This is a genomic window from Nevskia ramosa DSM 11499, assembly GCF_000420645.1.
Classification (GTDB): Bacteria; Pseudomonadota; Gammaproteobacteria; order Nevskiales; family Nevskiaceae; genus Nevskia; species Nevskia ramosa.
Genome location: NZ_ATVI01000007.1, coordinates 300572 through 318851 on the forward strand (window position 1 = coordinate 300572; position 18280 = coordinate 318851).

At 66.7% G+C, this 18280-nt stretch carries 15 protein-coding genes; 9 read left to right on the plus strand and 6 right to left on the minus strand.

Annotation, left to right across the window (positions count from 1 at the left end; genetic code table 11):
• Positions 1-2: 2 nt before the first annotated feature.
• Positions 3-668: a D-sedoheptulose 7-phosphate isomerase gene (locus G513_RS0112740; protein WP_022977232.1), complete on the minus strand. Its 666-nt coding sequence runs from the start codon at positions 666-668 to the stop codon at positions 3-5.
• A gap of 190 nt (positions 669-858) precedes the next feature.
• Here G513_RS0112740 and clpB point away from each other — a divergent pair, with 190 nt between their 5' ends.
• Positions 859-3447, plus strand: a complete 2589-nt coding sequence (gene clpB / locus G513_RS0112745; RefSeq protein ID WP_028475490.1) for an ATP-dependent chaperone ClpB — start codon at positions 859-861, stop codon at positions 3445-3447.
• 57 nt (positions 3448-3504) lie between these two features.
• On the opposite strand, the gene tadA is transcribed toward clpB, so the two are convergent.
• Positions 3505-3987, minus strand: coding sequence for a tRNA adenosine(34) deaminase TadA (tadA, locus tag G513_RS0112750; protein WP_022977234.1), 483 nt, complete (start codon positions 3985-3987; stop codon positions 3505-3507).
• Between the two features lie 22 nt (positions 3988-4009).
• On the minus strand, positions 4010-5152 hold the full coding sequence (gene rlmC / locus G513_RS0112755) for a 23S rRNA (uracil(747)-C(5))-methyltransferase RlmC (RefSeq protein ID WP_028475492.1): 1143 nt from the start codon (positions 5150-5152) through the stop codon (positions 4010-4012).
• Between the two features lie 159 nt (positions 5153-5311).
• Between rlmC and G513_RS0112760 the strand changes: the two genes are divergently transcribed.
• The 4 genes from G513_RS0112760 (at position 5312) to G513_RS0112775 (ending at position 10693) form a co-directional block, all read left to right on the plus strand.
• Positions 5312-7036, plus strand: a complete 1725-nt coding sequence (locus tag G513_RS0112760; RefSeq protein ID WP_022977236.1) for an ABC transporter transmembrane domain-containing protein — start codon at positions 5312-5314, stop codon at positions 7034-7036.
• Positions 7033-8085 (plus strand): efflux RND transporter periplasmic adaptor subunit, encoded by a 1053-nt coding sequence (locus G513_RS22885; protein WP_022977237.1) that lies wholly within the window; start codon positions 7033-7035, stop codon positions 8083-8085. The genes G513_RS0112760 and G513_RS22885 overlap by 4 nt, the downstream gene beginning before the upstream one ends.
• The gene (locus G513_RS0112770) at positions 8082-9527 is read left to right on the plus strand and encodes a TolC family protein (RefSeq protein WP_022977238.1); all 1446 of its coding nucleotides are present in this window, start codon (positions 8082-8084) and stop codon (positions 9525-9527) included. Before G513_RS22885 ends, G513_RS0112770 begins: the two co-directional genes overlap by 4 nt.
• A 122-nt stretch (positions 9528-9649) precedes the next feature.
• Positions 9650-10693, plus strand: coding sequence for a DUF72 domain-containing protein (locus G513_RS0112775; protein WP_028475493.1), 1044 nt, complete (start codon positions 9650-9652; stop codon positions 10691-10693).
• Positions 10694-10696: 3 nt separating this feature from the next.
• Here G513_RS0112775 and alkB read toward each other — a convergent pair whose 3' ends face one another.
• Genes alkB through ada form a run of 3 tightly spaced genes read right to left on the minus strand, consistent with a single transcriptional unit; the run spans position 10697 to position 13127 of the window.
• The gene (gene alkB, locus G513_RS0112780; protein WP_022977240.1) at positions 10697-11350 is read right to left on the minus strand and encodes a DNA oxidative demethylase AlkB; all 654 of its coding nucleotides are present in this window, start codon (positions 11348-11350) and stop codon (positions 10697-10699) included.
• Positions 11350-12048, minus strand: coding sequence for a 2OG-Fe(II) oxygenase (locus G513_RS0112785; protein WP_022977241.1), 699 nt, complete (start codon positions 12046-12048; stop codon positions 11350-11352). The genes alkB and G513_RS0112785 overlap by 1 nt, the downstream gene beginning before the upstream one ends.
• Positions 12045-13127 (minus strand): bifunctional DNA-binding transcriptional regulator/O6-methylguanine-DNA methyltransferase Ada, encoded by a 1083-nt coding sequence (gene ada, locus G513_RS0112790; protein ID WP_022977242.1) that lies wholly within the window; start codon positions 13125-13127, stop codon positions 12045-12047. The genes G513_RS0112785 and ada overlap by 4 nt, the downstream gene beginning before the upstream one ends.
• A 305-nt stretch (positions 13128-13432) precedes the next feature.
• On the opposite strand from ada, the gene G513_RS0112795 reads away from it, so the two are divergent.
• From G513_RS0112795 to G513_RS0112810, 4 genes are all read left to right on the plus strand, one after another.
• The gene (locus tag G513_RS0112795) at positions 13433-14887 is read left to right on the plus strand and encodes a sensor histidine kinase (RefSeq protein ID WP_022977243.1); all 1455 of its coding nucleotides are present in this window, start codon (positions 13433-13435) and stop codon (positions 14885-14887) included.
• On the plus strand, positions 14872-16218 hold the full coding sequence (locus G513_RS0112800) for a sigma-54-dependent transcriptional regulator (RefSeq protein WP_022977244.1): 1347 nt from the start codon (positions 14872-14874) through the stop codon (positions 16216-16218). The genes G513_RS0112795 and G513_RS0112800 overlap by 16 nt, the downstream gene beginning before the upstream one ends.
• Before the next feature lie 10 nt (positions 16219-16228).
• Positions 16229-17371 (plus strand): SLC13 family permease, encoded by a 1143-nt coding sequence (locus tag G513_RS0112805; protein WP_022977245.1) that lies wholly within the window; start codon positions 16229-16231, stop codon positions 17369-17371.
• A 148-nt stretch (positions 17372-17519) separates the two neighbouring features.
• The gene (locus G513_RS0112810) at positions 17520-18269 is read left to right on the plus strand and encodes a hypothetical protein (protein ID WP_022977246.1); all 750 of its coding nucleotides are present in this window, start codon (positions 17520-17522) and stop codon (positions 18267-18269) included.
• Positions 18270-18280 lie beyond the last annotated feature (11 nt).

An 18280-nucleotide genomic window follows, 5' to 3' on the forward strand; every position in this document is an offset into this window, starting at 1 on the left:
CTTCAGAGCACCGCCGGCTTCGGCGCCTTGTGCTCGGGAAACAGGTTCTCCTCGAGCAGCGCGCACAGGATGTGGATGATCAGGATGTGACATTCCTGAATGCGCGGTGTGTGTGCGGACGGCACGCACAGCGCGTGTTCGGCGATGTCCTTGGCCTTGCCGCCACTGCCGCACAGCGCGATGCGGGTGACGCCCAACTTCGGCGCCACATCGAAAGCCTTCAGCACGTTCTTCGAGTTGCCGGACGTGGTGATGCCGATGAACAGATCGCCCGGCCGCGCCAGCGCCTGGAGCTGACGGGCGAACAGGAATTCGTAGCCGTAATCGTTGCCGATTGCCGTCAGCGCCGAGGTGTCGGTGCTCAGCGACATCGCTGGCAGGCCCGGCCGGTCGTACTCGAAACGGGCCACCAGTTCCGCCGCCAGATGCTGGGCATCCGCCGCCGAACCGCCATTGCCACCGACCAGAATCTTGCCGCCGGCGCGATAGGTGGCGATGCACAGGCTGACCACGTCGGCGATCTTCGCCAGCAGCGCGGTATCGGCCAGCAATTGCTGCTTCACCGCGATCGAATCGGCGACATAAGCCGCGATCGACGCCGCAGTGACCGGCACGCGAGTCGGGAACGCAGCGTCCGGCGGAGCGGTGGGATCGAGGCTGATGTTCATCCGGTTCGAGTCTTCAAGGGGAATTCAGTACGGGCGGATTGTAAGGCGCGAACCGTACGGAGGCCGCCAGCCGGATAGGCGGATGATGGCGCCGCCGCGCGCACTTTCAAGCGGCTTGAAAGCCGCAGCAATGTCCGCAGCTTGCAGGCATCCCGTTGCATCCAGACCAGACTCACACGAGGTTCGCACCATGCGAATGGAAAAATTCACCAGCCGCTTCCAGCAGGCGCTCGCCGATGCGCAGAGCCTTGCCGTGGGCCGCGACCATAACCAGATCGATCCGGCCCATCTGCTGCAGGCGCTGATCGAGCAGGAAGGCGGCTCGACCTTGCCGCTGCTCGCCCAGGGCGGTGTCGCCGTCGATGGCCTGCGCGGCAAGCTCGGCGCGCTGCTCGACAACCTGCCGAAGATCGGCACGCCGACCGGCGAAGTCAACGTCGGCAGCGATCTCGCGCGCCTGCTGAATCTGACCGACAAGCTCGCCCAGCAGCGCAAGGACCAGTTCATCTCCACCGAGCTGTTCGTGCTGGCGCTGACCGAAGACAAGAGCGCGCTCGGCAAGCTGCTGCGCGACGCCGGTGCGAAGAAGGACGGCATCGAGCGGGCGATCGACGCGATGCGCGGTGGTCAGAAGGTCGATTCCGCGAACGCCGAGGAACAGCGCCAGGCGCTGGAGAAATACACCGTCGATCTCACTGCCCGCGCGATGGCCGGCAAGCTCGATCCGGTCATCGGCCGCGACGAGGAGATTCGCCGCGTCATCCAGGTACTGTCACGGCGAACCAAGAACAACCCGGTGATCATCGGCGAGCCCGGTGTCGGCAAGACGGCAATCGTCGAAGGCCTGGCCCAGCGCATCGTCAATGGCGAAGTGCCGGAAGGCCTGAAGAACCGGCGTCTGCTGTCGCTGGATCTCGGCGCGCTGATCGCCGGTGCCAAGTTCCGCGGCGAGTTCGAAGAGCGCCTGAAGGCACTGCTCAATGACCTCGGCAAGACCGACGGCACGGTGATCCTGTTCATCGACGAGATTCACACCCTGGTCGGCGCCGGCAAGGCCGAAGGCTCGATGGACGCCGGCAACATGCTCAAGCCCGCCCTCGCCCGCGGCGAGCTGCACTGCATCGGCGCGACCACGCTCGACGAGTACCGCAAGTACGTCGAAAAGGATGCAGCACTCGAACGCCGCTTCCAGAAAGTGCTGGTCGGCGAGCCGAGCGTGGAAGACACGGTCGGCATCCTGCGCGGCCTCAAGGATCGCTACGAAACCCATCACAACGTCGAGATCACCGATGGCGCCCTGATCGCCGCCGCCAAGCTCAGCAACCGCTACATCACCGACCGCAATCTGCCCGACAAGGCGATCGATCTGATCGATGAAGCCGCGTCTCGCGTGCGCATCGAAAGCGATTCCAAGCCGGAGTCGATGGATAGGCTCGAACGCCGGCTGATCAGCCTCAAAATCCAGCGCGAAGCGCTCAAGAGCGAGACCGACGAGGGTGCCAAGCGCTCGCTGGAAACGCTGGCGGCCGAGATCGCCAAGCTGGAACGCGAGTACTCGGATCTCGAAGAGAAATGGAAGTCCGAAAAGGCCAGCGTCGCCGGCAGCGCCGGTGTCCGCGAGGAACTGGAACGGGTCAAGGTCGAGCTCGAAGCGGCGCGCCGCTCGGGCGATCTCGCCAAGATGGCCGAGCTGCAATACGGCAAGATTCCCGAACTAGAAAAGAAGCTGGCCGCTGCCAGCGCGACGACGCAGACCAAGTTCGAACTGCTGCGTACCCGCGTCACCGAGGAAGAGATCGCCGAAGTGGTCGGCCGCTGGACCGGCATCCCGGTCAGCAAGCTGCTCGAAGGCGAGCGCGACAAGCTGCTGCGCCTCGAAGACACCTTGCGCCAGCGCGTGGTCGGCCAGGAAGAAGCGTTGACCTCGGTCGCCAACGCGATCCGCCGTTCGCGCGCCGGCCTGTCCGATCCCAATCGGCCGATCGGCTCCTTCCTGTTCCTGGGTCCGACCGGCGTCGGCAAGACCGAGCTGTGCAAATCGCTGGCCGGCTTCCTGTTCGATACCGAGGACGCGATGGTCCGCATCGACATGAGCGAGTTCATGGAGAAGCATTCCGTGAGCCGGCTGATCGGCGCGCCTCCGGGTTACGTCGGCTATGACGAAGGCGGTTATCTGACTGAAGCCGTGCGCCGCCGGCCGTACTCGCTGATCCTGCTCGACGAGGTCGAGAAGGCACATGCCGATGTCTTCAACGTGCTGCTGCAGGTGCTCGACGACGGCCGCCTGACCGATGGCCAGGGCCGCACCGTCGACTTCCGCAACACCGTCGTGGTGATGACCTCGAACCTCGGCTCCCAACTCATTCAGGAGCTGATGGGCAACAGCGCGACGCGCGAGGATTACGCAGCGATCAAGGAAGGCGTGATGACCGTCGTCGGCCAGCATTTCCGGCCGGAGTTCATCAATCGCATCGACGAAGCGGTGGTGTTCCGGCCACTGGCGGCGGCGCAGATTCGCGTCATCGCCGGCATCCAGACCGCTTACCTGCACAAGCGCCTGGCCGAGCGCAGCATCGGCATCACCTTCAGCGAAGCAGCCCTCGCCCAGCTGGCGGAAGCCGGTTACGACCCGGTCTACGGCGCACGGCCACTGAAGCGCGCGATCCAAACCTTGATCGAAAACCCGCTGGCGAGCCTGATCCTCAATGGCAAGTTCGCCGCTGGAGACACGGTGCAGGTCGACGCCGGCGACGCCGGGCTGGTGTTCAACCGCGGCTGAGTTGCAAGCTCGATGCGACGCCCGATCTGTCTTTGCGACAGGTCGGGCGTTTTCGTTTCAGCCGTTGCGCAGGCCTCGCCGCACCCGGAAAAACGCCCGCAGCTGCTCGGCACATTCCGCTTCCAGCACACCGCCCTGCCAGGCGACGACATGGTTCAGCTGCGGCCGCGCGATCAGGTCATAGACCGAGTTCACCGCACCCGCTTTCGGATCGCTGGCGCCGAACACCAGGCGGCCGACTCGGGCGTGAATGATCGCGCCAGCGCACATCGCGCAGGGCTCCAGAGTCACGTACAGCGTGCTGCCGGTCAGCCGGTAATTGCCGAGTGCCGCCGCCCCGGCGCGCATCGCCATGATCTCGGCGTGGGCGGTGGGATCGTGGAGCGCGATCGGCCGGTTCCAGCCTTCGGCGAGCAGTGCGCCATCGGCACCGACCAGCACGGCACCGACCGGCACCTCGCCTTCCGCCGCCGCGCGCTCGGCCAGGCTCAGCGCGTGGCGCAGCCAGTGTTGATCGGCCTCGTTGGTCGATGGGCTCATCGCTTTATTGTCGATGATCCACTCAGCCGCGCTCCAGCAGCACGATCACTTCGTAGTGCCGGGTCTGCGGAAACATGTCGAGAACCCGAGCGCGGCGCGGCTTCAGCGAGGGCATCAACGCCAGATCGCGAGCCAATGATTCAGCGTTGCAGCTGGAGTAGATCAGCCAGCGCGTTGCGCGCGCCGCTTCGAGATGACGGCTCAGGCTTTCACCGATGCCGCGCCTTGGCGGATTGACGATCACCAGTTCGGCGCTGTTCGGCTGAGACAGCGCCCAGGCCGTGGCGTCGGCGCTGGCGAATTGCACCTCGCCGATGTCGCGGCCGCTGGCAGCAAGATCGGCAAGACTTTGCCGGGCGCTGGCGATCGCTTCGGCTTCCAGTTCAATGCCGGTCACGACGCGACCCGCCGCTGCGGCATGCAGGGCAAAGCCGCCGACGCCGCAATAGAGATCCCAGACGCTGGCCGGCTGTACCTCGTCGATCCAGCTTCGCGCCTGTGCATACAGCTTCGCGGCAACGGCGGTATTGGTCTGGAAGAAGCTCTGCGGACGAAGATGCAGGGTGATGTCGTTGACGCCGATGCTCAGCCGCGACTTGGCACTCAGCAGGACTTCGCGCTCGCCTTCGAGCACCGCCTTGTGCTCGGGCTGCAGGTTCACCGAAACGACGGCGAGCTGCGGCAGGGCAGCCAGCAGCGAGGCCAGATGCTTGCGGATGCGGGCGACGGTCGCTTCGGAGCGGAGCACGAAACGCAGCATCAGCGAGCCGTCCGGGCTTTCCGTCAGCAGCACAAATTTCAGCTCGCCGCGTCGGCTGGCGAGATCGTAGGGATCGAGTGTGGCGCGGACGATGAAGGCACTGATCGCCGGGAAGCAGACCTGCATGGACGGCGGATACAGCGGGCAATCGGACAGATCGACACCCTGCCCGGCCGCATCGCGAATGCCGAGAATCGGCCGCAGCGCGGTGCCGCTGACTACCATCTTCGCCTTGTTACGAAAGCCGGCTTCGGCGCTCACGACCGGCGGCAGCCAGTCCAGCCCCACATGCGCCGCGAGCAAGGACCGGCAATGCGCCTGCTTGGCCGCCAGCTGCTCGGCATACGGCTGTGCAAGCTCGGTACAGGAGCGGCAGCGTCCTGCAAGGTGATGAGAGCAGTGCATCGGCATGAGGCGCGTGGGACCGGATCGGCTGCGAAGATTAAGGCGTTTCGGTATGAACCCGCGCAGGCCCGCATCGGTGCCGCATCTGAATCCGGCCCTCTTGAGACTCAGCATCGACACCCCAGATATCCGACCATCGCCATCGTTCACTCTGACGCCGTGACCGACACAATCAACGCCCGCGACCGACGATCCACGCTGTTCAAGGCAATCCTCGGGCCCGAGAACTCGTTCTACTGGCTGGCCGTCATCTACAGCATCGCCACCTCGGTACTCACGCTCGCCGTGCCGCTGTCGGTGCAGGTTCTGATCGCCACGGTGTCGAACACCGCGCTGCTGCAGCCGGTGGTGGTGCTGGCACTGATCCTGTTCGGCCTGCTTGCGATGTACGGCGCCCTGTATGTGGTGCAAGCGCATCTGATGGACCGCTTCGAGCGCCGCTTCTTCGCTCGCTACACGCAGGAAATCGTGCTGCGCAGCGTGCACAGCACGGTCGCCGCCGGCCGGCGCATGAACCGCGAGGAACTGGCCAACCGTTTTTTCGAGATCGTGACCGTGCAACGCAATGTGCCGACCCTGATACTCAACGGTTCGGCAATCCTGATGCAGGCCATCGTCGGCATTCTCGTGGTGTCGGCCTACCATCCGGCCTTCGTCGTGTTCAGCGTGGCGCTGGTCCTGATCGCCTGGCTGATCTGGAAGATCTGGGCCAACCGCGCGATCGACAGCAAGATCGACGCCTCGAAGGAGAAGTTCAAGGTGGCCCGCTGGCTGGAGGAACTGGCGCGAGTTCATCCCTCGTTCCAGTCGACACGCACCATTCGCTACGCCACCCGTGAAGCCGAGAATCTGATCGCCGAGTACGCGAGCGACCATCGCAGACATTTCAGCTACAAGCTGGCGCAGACCATCGGCTATTTCGGTCTTTACGCCGTGGCCAGCGCCGCCTTGCTCGGCGTCGGTGGCTGGCTGGTGATCATCAATCAGTTGACGCTGGGGCAGCTGGTGGCGGCCGAACTGATCTTCGCAGCCGTGTTCTATTCACTGACCCGGCTGCCGTGGTTGCTCGATACCTATTACGAGTTGTGTGCAGCAGTCGACAAGCTCGGCGAGTTTCTAGAACTGGAGCTGGAGGACGCTACTGAAGGCGAGGATCTGCCGGCCGGCGCTGCCGGCCTGAGGCTGGACGGTGCCACCGTGGCGGTTGGCGATGGCAAGGCACGCTTCTCGTTCACCGTACCGGCCGGGCGCAAGGTCTTCGTCAACTGCGAGGACGACGGACTGCGCGATACGCTGCTGGCGATCCTGCGCCGCCACCGCCCGCTCGCATCGGGGCGCGTGCAGCTCGGCGCGGCGGAACTCGGCGATCTGCACCTGCACCGCCTGCGCGACGCCGTGCTGGTGATCGATTCCACCGAGCCGCTGGAACGCACGATCGCCGAGAATCTCGGTCTCGACGATCCGGCGATCACGCGCAGCGCGATGCGCGAGGTGCTCGATCTGCTCGGCCTGTCGGCAGCCGTCGATCGGCTGCCCGACGGTCTCGATACCGTGCTTGCGCGCTGCGGCGATCCGCTGACAGCCGAGCAGATGCTGCTGATGCGGATTGCTTCGGCACTGCTCGACAAGCCGCGCCTGCTGATCGTCACGCCGGTCGCCGATCGCCTGTCGCTGGTGCAGCGGCAGGCGGTGCTCGACGCCGTGCGTCGCCAGCCCGAGCTGACCTACCTGCAGTTCAGCCGCCGCGCCGATGTCCTCGGCTTCGATGCGGCGCTCGACATCACCGCCGCCGAGCAGCGCTGGTTCGATGATCTTCGCAGCCTGCCGCTGCACACGCCGGCACCACAGGCGCTGCCATCTGCCGATCGCGGAACTGCCCGATGAACCGCCTGCAGAACCCGAAGTTCGATCCCAGCTACAGCGCGTCATTCACGACGCTGGAGCAACTGGCGCCGCCGCGGCCAACGCGCAGCTTCGCCCGACTGATCCTGGTCATCCTCGTGCTGCTGGTCCTGGCGCTGAGCCTGACGCCGTGGATCCAGACCGCAGCCGGCACCGGCCAGATCATCGCGCTGGACCCGACCAACCGCGTGCAGTCGGTCACCGCTTCACTGAGCGGCCGCATCAAGCAATGGCATGTGCAGGAAGGTTCGCGCGTCAAGCAAGGCGATCCGCTGGTCGAACTGACCGACAACGATCCGCGATACACCGAACGCCTGCAGGCCGAGCTCGATGCCGCACGAGCAGCCCTGGAAGCCAGACGAACGGCCAGCGAGATCGCGCTGATCGACGTCGAGCGCCGCCAGCGCCTGTTCGAAAAGGGTCTCGCCGCCAGGCGCGACCTCGAAGCGGCGAATATCCGCTGGCGCGAACTGAAGGCCTCCGAAGCGAGTGCCATGGCCGATGTGGTCAAGGCCCAGACCGCCGTGTCGCGCCAGCAGACCCAGCTGGTCACGGCACCACGCGACGGCACCATCCTGAAGATTTTCGGCGGCGATACCTCGACCTTCGTCAAGGAAGGCGAAGCGCTGGTCAGTTTCGCGCCGGTGGCGACGCGTCGCGCCACCGAACTCTTCGTCAGCGGCCTCGACGCGGTGCTGATAGCGCCGGGCCGCGACGTCCGCCTGAGCTTCGAAGGCTGGCCGTCGGTGCAGTTCAGCGGCTGGCCGTCGGTGGCGGTCGGCACTTTCCCAGGCGTGGTGCAGTTCGTCGATCCGGCGGTGTCGATCAATGGCCGCTACCGCGTGGTGGTGGCGGAAAAGCCCGGCGAACCCTGGCCAGACGAGCGTTTCCTGCGCCTCGGTGGCCGCGCCCAGGGCTGGGTACTGCTCAACGAAGTGAAGCTGGGTTACGAGATCTGGCGTCAGCTCAACTATTTCCCGCCCGAACCGACGCCAGATGTGAAATCCACTGGTAACGGAGCCTCGAAATGATCCAGCGCGGCGCGGCGTTCTGCGCCGGACTGGCGCTGGCCATCTCGGCACGGGCGGAAGCGCCCGCCGGGCCTCCGGCGTCGACGACGATCGCGCCTCTCACGCTCGACGCCGTGTTGACCAGCAGCCGCGAGCGCTACCCGCAGGTGCTGGCGGCGCGCGAGAAGATCCGCTCCCAGTCCGGCAAGCTGCTGTCGAGCGAAGGCGCTTTCGACCTCTACGCCGAGCAGACCAGCAAGAGCCGCCTCAGCGGCTACTACGACGGCCGCTATACCAGCGCCAAGATCGTCCAGCCACTCGCTGATTTCAGCACCGATATCTACGGCGGCTACAAGGTCTCAGGTGGCCGCTTCCCGATCTACGAGGACGAGGCCTATACGCTCGACGCCGGCGAGTTCAAGGTCGGCGCCGTGTTCTCGCTGCTGCGCGATCGCGACATCGATGCCCGCCGCGCCAAGCTGCGCGACAGCCGTCTGGCGCTCGATCAGACCGCACTGGATGCCCTGCTGACCCGCGTCCGCGTTCAGCATGACGCGATGACTGCCTATGTCGACTGGATCGCCGCCGGCGAAGCGCTGGCCGTCTACCGCGGGCTGCTGCAACTCGCCGAAGCGCGCAACGAGGGCCTCGACGTCCGCGTGCAGGAAGGCGACCTGGCGAACGTCTACCTCAACGAGAACCGCCAATACATCCTGCGGCGGCGCGGCTTCGTCGTCGAAGCCGAGCGGAAGCTCGCGGCCGCGGCCAACAAGCTGTCGCTGTACCTGCGCCAGACCGATGGCACGCCGCGCCTGCCCCTGGAAGCCGAATTGCCGCGCCGCTGGCCGAATCCGCCGACGCTGGTCGATCCGACCACCGTCGATGCCGCGATCAACGCGGCACTTCAGGCGCGCCCGGAAATCGGTGTGATGGCGGCGGACCTGGAACGCGAACGCCTGAACCTGGCGCTGGGCAAGAATCTGCTCAAGCCTCGCGTCGACCTGAACCTGGAAGCCGCGCGCGACTTCGGCAGCGGCCCGAGCAATCGTGTCGGCACCGACGCGATCGTCCGACTGAACGTCACCATCCCGATCGAGACGCGGACTGCACGCGGCCAGATCGACGCCGCCCAGGCCAATCTATCGCGGCTGGACTTTGATCGACGCCTGCTCGAAGAACGCATTGCCGTCGAAATCCGCACCCTCGCCAACGATCTGTCCGCCGCCTATCGCTTCGTCGAACTGGCGACCCAGGAAGTCGAGCAGGCCGATGTGCTGTCGCGCGCCGAACGCGAACGCTTCGCCGAAGGGGCCAGCGACTTTTTCCTGGTCAACCTGCGTGAAGAAGCGGCCGCCAACACCCGCATTCGCGAGATCGAAGCACGCCTGCGCTACCTCGGCGCGCTGGCCGATTTCTATGCCGCAACGGTTCAGCGCGAACCGCTGGGGCTTGAAGCGGGCTGAGGTCGCAGTTCGGCGGACACTCGAACAGAGCGCGGCTCGGTTGGTCCCCGGGGCGCGCCCGGCAGGATTGCTGCCACCGGCGCCGAATACGGTGACGGTGCGGCCTGTCATAAGCTTGCGGCATGCAGAACTCCCTGTTCCCTGACGCGCCGCGGCCCGTTCCGGTGCCCGCCTCACCGCGGCGAAAGACATCAACCTCGGTGCAGCCCGCAGCGCCGCGCCCCGAACATCAGATGCTGGCCGCGGCCTTGCCGAACACGCTGCATCTCGGCACCTCGTCGTGGACCTATCCCGGCTGGACCGGCCTGGTCTGGGCCGAGGATTACCCGGACGCGAAGCTGTCGAAGGAAGGCTTGCGTGCCTACTCGCAGCATCCGCTGATGCGCGCGGTCAGTGTCGATCGGGCGTTCTACCGGCCGCTGACGGTCAGTCAGTACACGGCGTACGCGCTGCAAGTGCCGGACGATTTCCGCTTCGTCATCAAGGCGCCGAGCCTGGTCAGCGACGCGCTGGTCCGCGACGAGACCGGCCGCGGCATGACCATGAACCGCAACTTCCTCGACCCCGAGCGGGCGGTCCGCGAGTTCGTCGAACCGGCGCTGGCCGGGCTCGGCCACAAGCTCGGCGCGCTGGTGTTCCAGCTCAGCCCGCTGCCGGAAGCCTGGCTGAAGCGGCTCGATCGCGTGCTCGATCAACTGGCGACGATGCTCGCCACGTTGCCTTCGTTGCTGCCGGCTGCGCCGGATGCCGTGATCGCCGTCGAAGTGCGTGATCCGCTGTTCCTGCAGCCACCGCATGCCGCGCGTCTGGCCAGCCTGCTGCGCGATGCCGGCGCCACTTACTGCCTGGGCCTGCACGCGAAGATGCCGCCGATCGCCGAGCAGTTGCCGATGCTGCGGGCGCTATGGCCGCGCCCTCTGGTCTGCCGCTGGAACCTGCACCGCGTGCATGGCGCGTTCGGTTACGAGGAAGCAAAACAGCTTTATGCGCCGTACGACAAGCTCGTCGATCCCGATCCGGAAACCCGGGCGGCGCTGGTCAAGGTGATCGCCGCCACCACGGCCGCCGGCCACAAGGCTTACGTGACGATCAGCAACAAGGCCGAGGGCTCGGCGCCACTGACCGTCGAAGCGCTGGCGCAGGCGATGCTCGATCTGCAGCGATGACGCTCAGCGGGCGCGTCGAAACGTCAGGTTGATCCGCCGCTCGCCGAGCAATGTGTGCTGGCCCGCCTTCAGGGTCAGCACGCCATGAAAACGCAGTCGCGCAGCGCCACCCCAGACCACGACATCGCCGTGCATCAGCGGCACGCGCTGCACCACATCTTTCCGCGACAGCCCGCCGAACTGGAACACCGCCGGCAAGCCCAGCGACACCGACACGATCGGCTCGGCAAAGTCGCGTTCGTCACGGTCCTGATGCAGCGACATCTTCGCGCCCGGCAGATAGCGGTTGATCAGGCAGGCATCGGGTGCGAAATCATCGAAGCCCGCCGCCGCTGCGGCTGCGCCCGCGAGTGTCGCGAACGAAGCCGGCATTTCCGGCCAGGGCTGACCACTCAGTGGATCGCAGGCTTCATAGCGATAGCCACGACGATCCGACACCCAGCCATAAGCACCGCAATTGCTCATCGCCACCGACATCGTCAGACCGCCCGGCGTCTGCAGATGGCGGAACGGTGCAGCCGTGATGATCCGTTCGACGGCGGTGATCAGCTCACAATCAAGCCCCAGCGCGAAGCCCAGCAGCAGCATCGCGCCATCGACGATCTGCTTCGGCTCGCGAGACACTTCCGGCTCATCGAACAGCGCAAGCGTCTGCATCACGCGGCGTCGTGAAAGATGATGCCGAGCGTGTGGCGCTGCCCGCTGCGAATGCGGCTGACGCCGTGACGAAGGTTGACGCGATAGCTGCCACGCGAGCCGGCCACCGGCCGGTGATGCACGGCGAAGATCACCGCATCACCCTGTTTCAGCGGCACCACCTCCGGCCGTGACTGCATGCGCGGCCGTTGTTCGGTCAGCACGAACTCGCCGCCGCTGAAGTCCTGTCCTGGCGCCGACAACAGCACCGCCAGCTGCAGCGGAAACACCTGCTCGCCGTACAGGTCCTGATGCAGGCAGTTGTAGTCGCCTGGGCCGTACTGCAGCAGCAGGGGCGTCGGCCGGGTCTGGCCAGCGGCGTGGCAGCGCGCGAGGTAGTCCGTATGCTGTGCCGGATAGCGGGTGTCGATATTCATCCGCTCGTTCCAGCGGTTGGCCAGCGGCGCCAGTTGCGGATAGACCGCCGTGCGCAGGCTGGCGACGAGGTCCGGCAGCGGATAGTCGAAGTAGCGGTACTCGCCCTGGCCGTAGCCGTGGCGCTGCATCACCACGCGGCTGCGGAAACCTTGCGCATCGCCATAGCGGGCGGCCATCGCGCGGCACTGCTCCAGATCGAGCAAGCCGCTGATGACTGCCGCGCCCTGCGCGTCCAGATCGGCGAGCACGCGCGGCCAGTCGATCGCCGCGACTTCGGTCATGGCTGCGCTTCGCGATCGAGCAGCACGCGCTTGCGTTCGACACCCCAGCGATAACCGGACAAGGCACCATCGCTGCGCACGACTCGATGGCAGGGAATCGCCACTGCCAGCGCATTCGCGCCGCAGGCCTGGGCGACGGCGCGCATCGACGTCGGCGCGCCGATGCGGCGGGCCACTTCGGCATAGCTCGCGGTTTCGCCGGCCGGGATTTCTCTCAGCGCTTGCCAGACCCGCTGCTGGAACGCCGTACCGCGGACATCGAGCGGCAGGTCATGCCCGACTCTTGGCGCTTCGACGAGGCCGACGACCTTGGCCACCGTTGCTTCGAACGCAGCGTCTGCACCGATCAAGCTCGCCTTCGGAAAGCGATCCTGCAGATCGCGCGCCAGGACATCGGGATCGTCGCCCATCAGGATCGCGCAGACGCCGCGAGCACTCGCCGCCACCAGGATCGCGCCAAGCGTGCACTGGGCAATCGCGAAACGGATTTCGGTGTTGGTGCCGCCAGCGCGGTAGTCGCTCGGCGTCATCCCGAGCATGCCGTCGGCCTCGGCATAGAAGCGGCCATTGGAGTTGTAGCCGGCGTCGTAGATCGCATCGGTCACCGACGATCCAACCCGGTTCAATTCGCTGCGCACCCGCTTGGCGCGATGAGCCGCCGCGTAGGCGCGTGGCGTTAGCCCGGTCACCGCCTTGAACACGCGATGCAGATGGAAGCTGCTCATCGCTGCCTGCGTAGCCAGCTCTTCCAAGGTCGGCGTCACTTCTGCGCGTTCGATAACGCGACACAAGGTCGCGATCAACTCGGCATGCTGTTCGGCCAGCGGCGCCTGATCCGGCTTACAGCGCTTGCAGGGCCGGAAGCCGGCCGCTTCGGCTGCTGCCGCGGTCAAATGAAACGCGACGTTCTCCGGCCGCGCCGGGCGCGCCGCGCAGGACGGCCGGCAGTAGACGCCGGTGGTCCGCACCGAATAGAAGAATTGGCCATCGGCCGCCGCATCACGGGCCTGAACCCGCGCCCAGCGTGGATCACGGACGGTCGCCGCAGCCAGGATTTCGATTTCGTTCGACTTGTTCATCAGCGTTCTCCAGCACTCATCTTGAGCGATGGCGGCACTTTAGGCAGCGGCCGACGGCGCAGCACTCCGCAGCTTGCTTTCGAATTCGCGCCGCGCAGATCGCCGGTGAAGCCCGCCGAACCGAACCTGCTTCCGCGTCTTCGGCTCGACACATCGCGTAACCTTTCGCCCAATCATCAGGGGGCATCAGCGTTGTTCATGTCGGCCGGTACACGCGAAAACTGGACGGAGCGCGCGGCCAAGCGCCTGGCTCTTTCGTCTCGTCCTCGACCGATCCCGGCCGATCCGCACGAACCGGGGGGCCGGTGCGATCTCTGCGCTTCCAACTGATCTGCCTGTGGCTCCTGTTGTTCGGCGTCAGCGCAGGGCTGGCGGCGGTGATGGTCACGCTTTATCGGAGCAGCGCCGGTGAGCAAGTGGCCGCAGGCCGTACCGCGGCCGAGCAGTCGTGCCGCGCGATCGCGGCTCGTTATGCCAGGTCGGTGCCCGATGCCACGCAGGCCCAGCCTCAGCTCGATCTGCTGCAGGTGTTGCTGCAGTTGGTGCTGATCGAGGCACCCTATGTTGAGGGCGGCATCTGGCAGGCCTCCGGCGGGCTGCTGGCCTATGCCTATCCGACCTATGAAGGCAGCGGGGTGAAGCGTGACATTCCTCAAGCCGAGCAGCCGTTCATCGTTGAACTCGCGCAACAGGCCGCGCGCACCCAGCAAGCCCAGACGGATGTGGTGCGCGGCAGCCGCGAGGCGCTGATCGTTTCGTCCTGCCCGCTCGCCGCACCGGGCAAGGACCTGGCCGCCTGGACGATGACTCGTACCCACGCCGGCGCGCTCGCCGCCCAGAACAGCCTGCGCACCGGCCTGGCGGTGCTGATGGGGGTGGTGCTCGCGTCGGGGCTCTGGCTGGGGCTGATCCTGCTGCGCGGACTCCGCCATGTGCAGCATCTCGAAACGAGGCTGGCTGAAGCCGCCGATGACGCGGTACCGGTGCTGGATCGCACCGGGGTGCGCGAGCTGGACCGGATCGTCGACGCGTTCAACCGCTACCGCCTCCGCTTCGAGGAAGCCAGCGCGCAGTTGCGCGAAGCCGGGCAGCAGCGCAGTCGCGACCAGCGCCTCACTGCGCTCGGCCGCATGAGCGGCGGCATCGCGCACGAAATCCGCAACCCGATCGCGACCATGCGCCTGAAGGCCGAGAACGCCCTTGCCGCTTCGCCCGAACAGCAAGCCACTGCGCTGCGGGCGATCGTCGGGCAGATCGACCGGCTTGAAGGCCTGGTGCAAAGCCTGCTCGCGCTGGTGCAGCCGGTGACGCTCGCACCGCAGCTCGTCGACCTGCGGCAGTGGCTAGCCGAGCGCCGCCAGGCCGTTGCCGGGCGCGCAGCCGCGAAGGACGTGGACATCCATCTGCAGCATTCGGGCGCATCGCAGGCTCGCTTCGATCCCGTGCATATGGCACGCGCCATCGACAACCTGCTCGACAACGCCGTGCGCCATGCACCGCCGGGCAGCTCGGTGGTGCTGGCCGCTGCCGCAGCCGAGACTGGGTCGCTGTTATTCCGCGTCGACGACACCGGCACCGGGGTTCCCGAAGCCTTGCAGGCCCGGCTGTTCGAGCCCTTTGCCACCGGCCGCGCCGACGGCACCGGTCTGGGTCTGGCGCTGGCGCGTGAAGTGGCCCTGGCTCACGGCGGCGAACTGCGACACGTCGCACTAAAGCCTGGCACCCGCTTCGAACTGGAGCTGCCATGGCGCACCTCCTGATCGTCGACGATGACGATGCTTTCCGCGAAACGCTGGCCGAGACGCTGCAGGGCCTCGGCCACAGGACCGTGGAGGTCGCGCGCGGTGGCGAGGCGCTCGACGCGATGCGGGAGGCCCGTTTCGATGCCGTCTTCCTCGATCACCGAATGCCCGGCATGGACGGCTTGCAGACGCTGGCCGCCATGCGGGCACGGATCGCCCATCTGCCGCCAGTGATCGTGCTCACCGCGCATGCGAGCGGCAGCAACACGATCGAGGCGATGCGCCTCGGCGCGTTCGATCATCTGACCAAGCCGATCCGCCGCGACGCGGTGATCGAGGTGCTGGCCCGTGCGCTGCGCGCCGAGGCACCGAGTGCCGCCAGCACGCCGTTCAGCGGCGAAGAGGACGAGCTGATCGGCCTCAGCAACGCGATGCGCGAAGTACACAAGCGCATCGGTCTGGCGGCGGCGAGCGCAGCGCCGGTACTGATCCTCGGTGAAACCGGAACCGGCAAGGAAATGGTGGCCCGGGCACTGCACCGCCACTCGGCCCGCGCCGATGCGCCATTGATCGCGATCAACTGCGCTGCCATTCCCAGGGAATTGCTGGAAAGCGAATTGTTCGGCCACGTGCGCGGGGCCTTTACCGGTGCCACCGGCGACCGGCCCGGCTGTTTCCGGGCGGCCGATGGCGGCGTGCTGCTGCTCGACGAGATCGGCGACATGGCGCTCAACGTGCAGGCCAAGATCCTGCGCGTGCTGCAGCAGGGCGAGGTCACGCCGCTCGGCAGCCACAGAACGGTGAAGGTCGACGTGCGCGTGGTCGCGGCCACACACCGCGATCTTTCGACGGCGGTGCGCGACGGCAGCTTCCGCGAAGACTTGTTCTATCGCCTCAACGTGTTGTCGATCCAGGTACCGCCGTTGCGCGACCGGCTGGCCGACATCGTTCCGCTGGCCGAGCATTTCCTGCGCCGCGCGGCTGCGTCCGATGCGCCGAAAGCCCTGTCGACAGCCGCTGCGCAATGGCTGATCCGCCACAGCTGGCCGGGTAACGTCAGGGAGCTGCGCAACCTGATGGAACGCTGCCACGCGCTGGTGCGACAGCGCGTGATCGACAGTACGGACCTGGCCGGCGATGCCGACGGCGGGTCGATGATCGACGGCGGAAACTCCCTCCCCGCTGACTGGCTGGATGGCGAACTGCCCGCGAGCGTCGAGCGCCTGGAGCGCCTGCTGATCGCGCATGCTTTGAGCCAGACAGGCGGCAATCGTGCAGAAACCGCACGCCGTCTCGGCATCCATCGCCAGCTGCTCTATCGCAAGATGGCGCAGTACGGCCTCGACTGATTCCCTCCGCATGGCCAACGCTGCAAGCTCCCGTCCCGCCCCTTCCAATGATGTCGTCCCAGCCGGAGAAGCCGGCGGCAATGGTCTGCTTTGGGTGCTGGTCGCGGTAGCGATCGTCTTCGCCCTCTTCCATCCGCGTGCGCCGCTGGATTATCTGAAGCTGGTCGACTGGCAAACCGTCGGCGCGCTGGCCGGCCTGCTGGTCATCACCCAGGGCGTTGAGCGGAGCGGCATGCTGCAGGCGACCGCGCAGCGGCTGCTCGGCAAGGTCACCGATCTGCGCAGCCTCGCCTTGCTGCTGACCGCGGGTGCGGCCCTGCTGTCGGCGCTGGTCACCAACGATGTGAGTCTGTTCCTGCTGGTACCGCTGACCCGCGTGCTGGCGACCCAAGCCCATTTGCCGCTGGCCCGGCTGGTGGTACTCGAGGCGCTGGCGGTCAACGCCGGCTCGGCGCTCACGCCGATCGGCAATCCGCAGAACCTCTATCTCTGGCACCGCTCGGGTGACAGCTTCCTGGGCTTCATGGCGATGATGGCGCCGACGGTGGCCGTCATGCTGTTCTGGCTGCTGGTCGCGGTGTGGCTGCTGGTGCCGCGCACGCCGATCGCGCTCAAGCCTGCCGCCGAAGCGGCGCCGGTGCAGCCGCGCTTGCTGAGCCTGGCGGGCCTGCTGTTCGTCGCCTTCGTCATCGCGCTCGACCAGCACTGGCTGCTGGCCGGCCTGGGCCTGGTGTTCGGCGCGTTTCTGCTGCTCTACCCGCGTGTGCTGCGCGGCGTCGACTGGGCGCTGCTGGCGATCATTGCACTGATGTTCGTCGACCTGCGCCAGCTGGCCGAGCTGCCCGCCATCGCCGCGCAGCTGAAGCAATGGCCGATCGCCGAGGGCTGGCGCGCCTACCTCGCCGCGATCGCCACCTCGCAGGTGATCAGCAACGTGCCGGCGGCGATCCTGCTCGACGGCCCGGTGCGCGATCTGCCGGCGCTGGCCGCCGGCGTGAGCGTGGGCGGCTTCGGTTGCGTGCTCGGCTCGCTGGCCAACCTGATCGCGTTGCGGCTCGCTGCGCTGCCCAGGGGGCTGCGCGAGTTCCACAAGATCAGCATTCCGTTCCTGCTGGTCTGCGCCGCAACGGCCCTCCTGCTTCGGCTGGGCTGAGTTGAGCTGAAGCGTCCGGATAACGGACACCGAGGTGTACGCAGTTCATGCGACTAGCGTCGAAGCGTCGACGCAAACCCTTGATTCGACAGACATGTGAGGCTGGCACGGCGCTTGATTTATCAGGCTCGTCCGCCAGGAGCACCTCATGTCCGTTCATTCCCGTCTTGCCGCCTGCATCGTCTTCACGACGCTCGGTCCCTGCGCCTTTGCGCAGTTGACCCCACCGCCAGCACTCGGCTCGCCGCCGCACGCGCAAGCAGGCCCCGCAGCGCCTGTGGTCAGCGGCCGTATCCAGCGCTGGCTGATCAACCCCAACGGCGAAGTCGACGGGCTGCTGCTCGCCGATGGCACTCAGGTGTCGTTCCCGCCACATTTGTCGGCCGCCGTGCAGCAGCTGCTGAAGCCCGGCGACACCGTGCAAGTCAGCGGCCGGCGCGCTGCCAATGCACCGGTAGTGCGTGCCGCCACACTGACCGCTGACAGCGGTCGCAGCGTCAGCGACCAGCCGCCCGCCCCCGACGCACCGTCACCGCCGCCGCGCGAGCCCGGCGCTTTGACGGGAGCCCTGACAGCGATGAGTGCCGACGGCCAGGTCGCACGCGAGATCTACACCGATCGCGGCGACGTCAATGGTGTGGTGCTCGATGACGGCACCATCGTCCGCTTTCCGCCACAGGCCGGTGCGCAGCTCGCGATGATCGTGCAGCCCGGCGGCAAGCTGTACGCCAAGGGCTGGGGCAGCAGCAGCGCCTCGGGCAATGCGCTCGAAGCCACAGCGATCGGCAGCACGTCCGACGATCTGCACGAATTGTTCGCCCGCCCCAACGGCGAGCAAGCCGGTTTGCCGCGCGGTCCGCGCGAAGAACGGTTGGCGCCTGCGCCGACCGCCCCCTGATTCATTCCCTC

What these genes read in the sequence shown, in the direction of transcription:
- G513_RS0112740 (WP_022977232.1), bottom strand. Translation starts at nt 668, where the DNA reads ATGAACATCAGCCTCGATCCCACCGCTCCGCCGGACGCTGCGTTCCCG.
- clpB (WP_028475490.1), top strand. Translation starts at nt 859, where the DNA reads ATGCGAATGGAAAAATTCACCAGCCGCTTCCAGCAGGCGCTCGCCGAT.
- tadA (WP_022977234.1), bottom strand. Translation starts at nt 3,987, where the DNA reads ATGAGCCCATCGACCAACGAGGCCGATCAACACTGGCTGCGCCACGCG.
- rlmC (WP_028475492.1), bottom strand. Translation starts at nt 5,152, where the DNA reads ATGCACTGCTCTCATCACCTTGCAGGACGCTGCCGCTCCTGTACCGAG.
- G513_RS22885 (WP_022977237.1), top strand. Translation starts at nt 7,033, where the DNA reads ATGAACCGCCTGCAGAACCCGAAGTTCGATCCCAGCTACAGCGCGTCA.
- G513_RS0112770 (WP_022977238.1), top strand. Translation starts at nt 8,082, where the DNA reads ATGATCCAGCGCGGCGCGGCGTTCTGCGCCGGACTGGCGCTGGCCATC.
- G513_RS0112775 (WP_028475493.1), top strand. Translation starts at nt 9,650, where the DNA reads ATGCAGAACTCCCTGTTCCCTGACGCGCCGCGGCCCGTTCCGGTGCCC.
- alkB (WP_022977240.1), bottom strand. Translation starts at nt 11,350, where the DNA reads ATGCAGACGCTTGCGCTGTTCGATGAGCCGGAAGTGTCTCGCGAGCCG.
- G513_RS0112785 (WP_022977241.1), bottom strand. Translation starts at nt 12,048, where the DNA reads ATGACCGAAGTCGCGGCGATCGACTGGCCGCGCGTGCTCGCCGATCTG.
- ada (WP_022977242.1), bottom strand. Translation starts at nt 13,127, where the DNA reads ATGAACAAGTCGAACGAAATCGAAATCCTGGCTGCGGCGACCGTCCGT.
- G513_RS0112800 (WP_022977244.1), top strand. Translation starts at nt 14,872, where the DNA reads ATGGCGCACCTCCTGATCGTCGACGATGACGATGCTTTCCGCGAAACG.
- G513_RS0112805 (WP_022977245.1), top strand. Translation starts at nt 16,229, where the DNA reads ATGGCCAACGCTGCAAGCTCCCGTCCCGCCCCTTCCAATGATGTCGTC.
- G513_RS0112810 (WP_022977246.1), top strand. Translation starts at nt 17,520, where the DNA reads ATGTCCGTTCATTCCCGTCTTGCCGCCTGCATCGTCTTCACGACGCTC.